Consider the following 3,977-nt stretch of genomic DNA (forward strand, 5'->3'; position numbering starts at 1 on the left):
TAAACAGAGCGACGGGATTAATCCCGTCGCTCTGTTTCATCCCCGGTCTAAAGACGCAGGGCTCTCACATTTCTGGATATTTTGGTAGAACTTTGGGGGATTTGGTCAGTCCCGTCGTTGAGGAACAAGATTGGAGACTGCTATATCACTTGGGAAACCAATCCTTATCCAGTAATTCCTCAAAGGAATAAGGACATTGTTCTGGTAGAGACTTAAGCTGAGTTTTCTTCTGGACAATCAATAAAGCATTTTGGTAGATCTTGGGTAATTCCTCGGCTAAGTAATTTCGTAAATTAGTGGTAAGTTTATCCTCTAGTTGAACTCGAAAGGTAATAATTTCCCCCGCCCAGTGATTAGCATTTCTACCCCTCTCTGCTTCCCAAAATTGGTAAAGCATTAGATGAATGATTATCTGCAACAGTAAACTTTTAACAGCATTTCGTTCGCTGCGTCCCAAGGCTTCTAATTCCTCGATTAAGTTGTCATAATCTAATTCTTCTAATTGACGATTTTTCAGTCGCTTAACTGTTTCAGTTAACCACTGATCGTACTCAGTTTCATAAAGTTGTTTTAAGTCACGTATCTGAGATTTCATCAGCAAAGGGAATAGGGAGTAGGGAGTAGGGAGTAGGGAGTAGGGAGTAGGGTGTGGGGTGTGGGGTGTGGGGTGTGGGGGATAAGAAAGCGATGCAGAGGTGCGACCCGTGGCGAATTTAATTACGGGTCAAGCGCACCGTTTTTCATAACTATAAGGTACACATAATTTTTGTTCTGTTCCAGTGATCCGCTGTTCCCTGTTCCCTGAATTGAAAACCGCTGTAATCGATCATAGCAATCCCCGATGATGAATAAAAACCAAAATAACTGCCCACGAACCCAAAGCAACTTTTACTGCAACCAAGATGTTGAGTATGGGGATGACGGCAGCGCTGACAAGTGTCTGCAACTCCCCGTGGGGTAATTCTACTCCCGTCAAGGTTATAACCGCTAGTACAATAAAAATCAAAACTGAAATCTTCTCCCACCTAGCAGCTTGCCAACGCTTGTAGACTGCCTGCATCCACTGGAATGATGAGGTAATGGCAACCAGACCGATTGCGGTTCCCCCCGCCACCCCAGCCGCAAAGCCACCTCCTGGACTCAGATGCCCCCGAATCGCTAGTTCGATACCTACCAACGCAGCAATCGTCGCTCCCAGACGGGCTAGAACAATGGATGGTTTATCGGTAAATTGATAGATCGTGCAGAACGGCTTTTCATCCGCCAGTAGAAATTTAGCTCCCATGATCGCGATCGTAAATACCACCACTTCAAAGATGGTGTCATAGAGCCGATTCCGGAATATGATACCCGAAACCGCATTGGGCACTCCAGTATCTTGTACAACGGATTCGACGATAGAGAGATCTGATAAGTCTGCCGCCGGATTGGGCAAAACCATAAATTTGACGTACAGCGCTATCCCTGCTGCAATGTAAATCCATTTCATTAATGATCTCCCCCTGCCTCTGGTACATTTAAATAAGTCAAGCTTGTCGCCGATAATGAAAGTTCACTTTGCATGATCTCATAGAGGCGTTGAACCCTGGTCTGGGTGTGATAAGGTAGGGTTTCATACTCTTGCCCTACCTGGTCTTGATCATCCTGTGGTGATGCCTTCTGGGTAGCTCCTTGAGCTAATCCCCTCTGGTCTTGCTCAAACAGCCATCCCTCATCTTCGGTACAGGTCCCATGGACTTCTTTTTCTATCAGCGCCCGGTGCAAGGTCTCCCTATCTGTGTAGGTTACCAGCTCAAGGCGCATATAGTGTTTGCTCAGAATTGTCCGTAAGTCATCCATCAGTTCCCCAAAATCCGGTTTGGTCTTGCCCTCTGCTAAAGACTCCCCATCTGCCTCAACTTCTTCCCAGTCTTGGATTACTCCCAGACGCATGGTTAAGGATGAACGCACCGCAACCGCATAGAGGGTAATGGCTAGCATTGTACCCACCAACGCTTCAGTCAAAGCCACATCCGCTGCCCCAAACATTGCATAGACCAAAGCCGCCACCGCTCCCAGTATGCCTCGGATCACCAGAGCATGGTATGGATTGACCTGAAATACCAGCATGCAGGCGGACAAAGGCAGTAGGGCGGTTATGACATAAATATAGCTATCAGTCATTGTCACCCCCACTACTGGAACAGTAAGCCAACACATATCCCAACACTGTATTCCAGATCGCCAAGGAGATAATGGCGAGAATCAGCAGCGGCCATTCACTGGGTATCTTCAGGAGCAGCCCGACGATGATACTCATCGATCCCAGGGTATCTGCCACTGAAAGACTATGCAGCTTGAATAATACTGATCGGTGACCGATTAGGGGAAAGGTTCCCCAAAACCAGAATAGGATTCCGACACCTATGCAAGTGTAACTCAGTGCATTAATCATATAGCGTTTTGCGACTTTGTTAAGTACATATTTATAGTTTTTTAGGGAACAGGGAACAGGGAATAGGGAACAGTAAATAGAGCATTTTGCATCCAACATAAGTTATTTATTATTGCCAATTAAGAAGTAAATTTTATTGTGTTTGCCCCATTTTCATCATTAACTTATATGCAAATTGCTATAAGACCTCTTGAAAAAGTAGTTTTCTGATACTGTTCTTGATGCAAAGCGCGAGTGGGGGTAACCCCCTTTGGCCGACTGCATCGCTTTTCGTGAATTCTTGTCCACTGTTCCCTGTTCCCAGATCCGCTGTTCCCGACTTCTGAAAGAAGTCTATACATCGCTCATCAGTCTTCGCGGCTGGATACCCCATCCCTCTACAGGGTGGGGAGGAAAGCCGCGCCTCCAATTAGTAGTTTACAATTAAGCCCGTTGAACGTTTTAGGAGTCGGACTTTCCGGGCGGTGAATTGTCCTATCCGCTTCCAATCGATATCGCTCACAGAAACCTGTCTTGCTGTTTCACCGCTTACCCAACCACGGGTTACTTTTCCGGCTTTAACAGCTTCAACATAATCTCCTTTGCGAAAACCATGACTAGTAGTTGTTCCACCGTATTTGCGCCGTTTTCCACCTTTAGAAAATTGCAACAGGTGTAATTGACGACGACTTATAGGAGCACGTCTAATCACAAAGATCAAAGTGTTAGTTATATTGCAGTTTTCTGGAACACTCAATTTGCCTTTGCTGTGATAGTAATTCTTGCGCCGGAAGAAATGAGTAGCAGCTAAAGCTATCCCATCTACCGCATGAGTGTTGACTGACTGCCGACTTTTGTCGGTTTTGTCCTTGACTAGTCCTAACGCTTCCCTTTTTAGAGCAGTCTCCCAGCCTTGTTTTTGAGTGACTGGGGCTATTTTTTCTAGCTGAGATATTGACCAATATTGGCCTACCATAACAGGAGAAAAACCCTTGTTTCCTCTAGCCTTGACTATTTCATAAACGATGGCTTTTACTGGGTACAAAAGGCTAAGTTCTTTGGCTACTCTTTGCTCTAACTGGCGGTTTGCTCGAATTGAAGGAGGTACCTTTTTGCTTACTCTATTTGAGAATCGTTTTTGTCTATGAGACCTTTGCGAGTAAGGTACCTTGCGGTTTATTCGACGGCTTCTACGAGTTCTTCGCATCATTTGTCGAGTATCCATGCGTACGCGGACTTTTTTGTACGGCAACACTAAATGCCCTGTCCAAAGAGTGGCATTATTTGACTGAACAGCAATACCAGAAAACATCTTTCCAGGATCAATCCCAATAGCAATGTCCTGAGTTTGTTCTCCAGACGGTTGGTTGACTAACTGAACAGCAAAAACATTTAGATCGTTTTGGTAAATAACAGCTAAACCTTGATTAAGCCAACGCCGAGCACGAGAGGCTTTTGTAGGCATCAATGGTTTGCCATCAGGTGAAATAACTGGAACTCGTAGCATGGTGATAAACCTCACGAGAAAAGTATTTGGGTTGATTACCCGTCCCCTCGACCACCG

The 3,977-nt window shown here is 45.4% G+C and carries 5 protein-coding genes; all 5 read right to left on the reverse strand.

All coding sequences use genetic code 11. From position 1 onward, the window contains the following. Nucleotides 1–145: 145 nt before the first annotated feature. The 5 genes from F6K20_RS27610 to F6K20_RS27630 all read right to left on the reverse strand — a co-directional run bounded on the left by F6K20_RS27610 (nt 146) and on the right by F6K20_RS27630 (nt 3,920). Complete coding sequence (locus tag F6K20_RS27610; protein WP_071102634.1) at nt 146–595, reverse strand: DUF29 domain-containing protein; 450 nt, start codon at nt 593–595, stop codon at nt 146–148. 231 nt (nt 596–826) lie between these two features. Further along, nucleotides 827–1,489: a Na(+)/H(+) antiporter subunit B gene (locus F6K20_RS27615; RefSeq protein ID WP_071102633.1), complete on the reverse strand. Its 663-nt coding sequence runs from the start codon at nt 1,487–1,489 to the stop codon at nt 827–829. Beyond that, a complete protein-coding gene (locus F6K20_RS27620; RefSeq protein WP_287296810.1) occupies nt 1,489–2,163 on the reverse strand; it encodes a DUF4040 domain-containing protein in 675 nt (224 codons plus the stop codon). The genes F6K20_RS27615 and F6K20_RS27620 overlap by 1 nt, the downstream gene beginning before the upstream one ends. Next, nucleotides 2,156–2,434: a monovalent cation/H(+) antiporter subunit G gene (locus F6K20_RS27625; protein WP_008189907.1), complete on the reverse strand. Its 279-nt coding sequence runs from the start codon at nt 2,432–2,434 to the stop codon at nt 2,156–2,158. The genes F6K20_RS27620 and F6K20_RS27625 overlap by 8 nt, the downstream gene beginning before the upstream one ends. A gap of 409 nt (nt 2,435–2,843) precedes the next feature. Then, the gene (locus tag F6K20_RS27630; protein WP_008189903.1) at nt 2,844–3,920 is read right to left on the reverse strand and encodes an RRXRR domain-containing protein; all 1,077 of its coding nucleotides are present in this window, start codon (nt 3,918–3,920) and stop codon (nt 2,844–2,846) included. Nucleotides 3,921–3,977: the final 57 nt, after the last annotated feature.

Origin of the sequence: Moorena sp. SIO2C4 (assembly GCF_010672485.1) — a bacterium.
GTDB lineage: Bacteria > Cyanobacteriota > Cyanobacteriia > Cyanobacteriales > Coleofasciculaceae > Moorena > Moorena producens.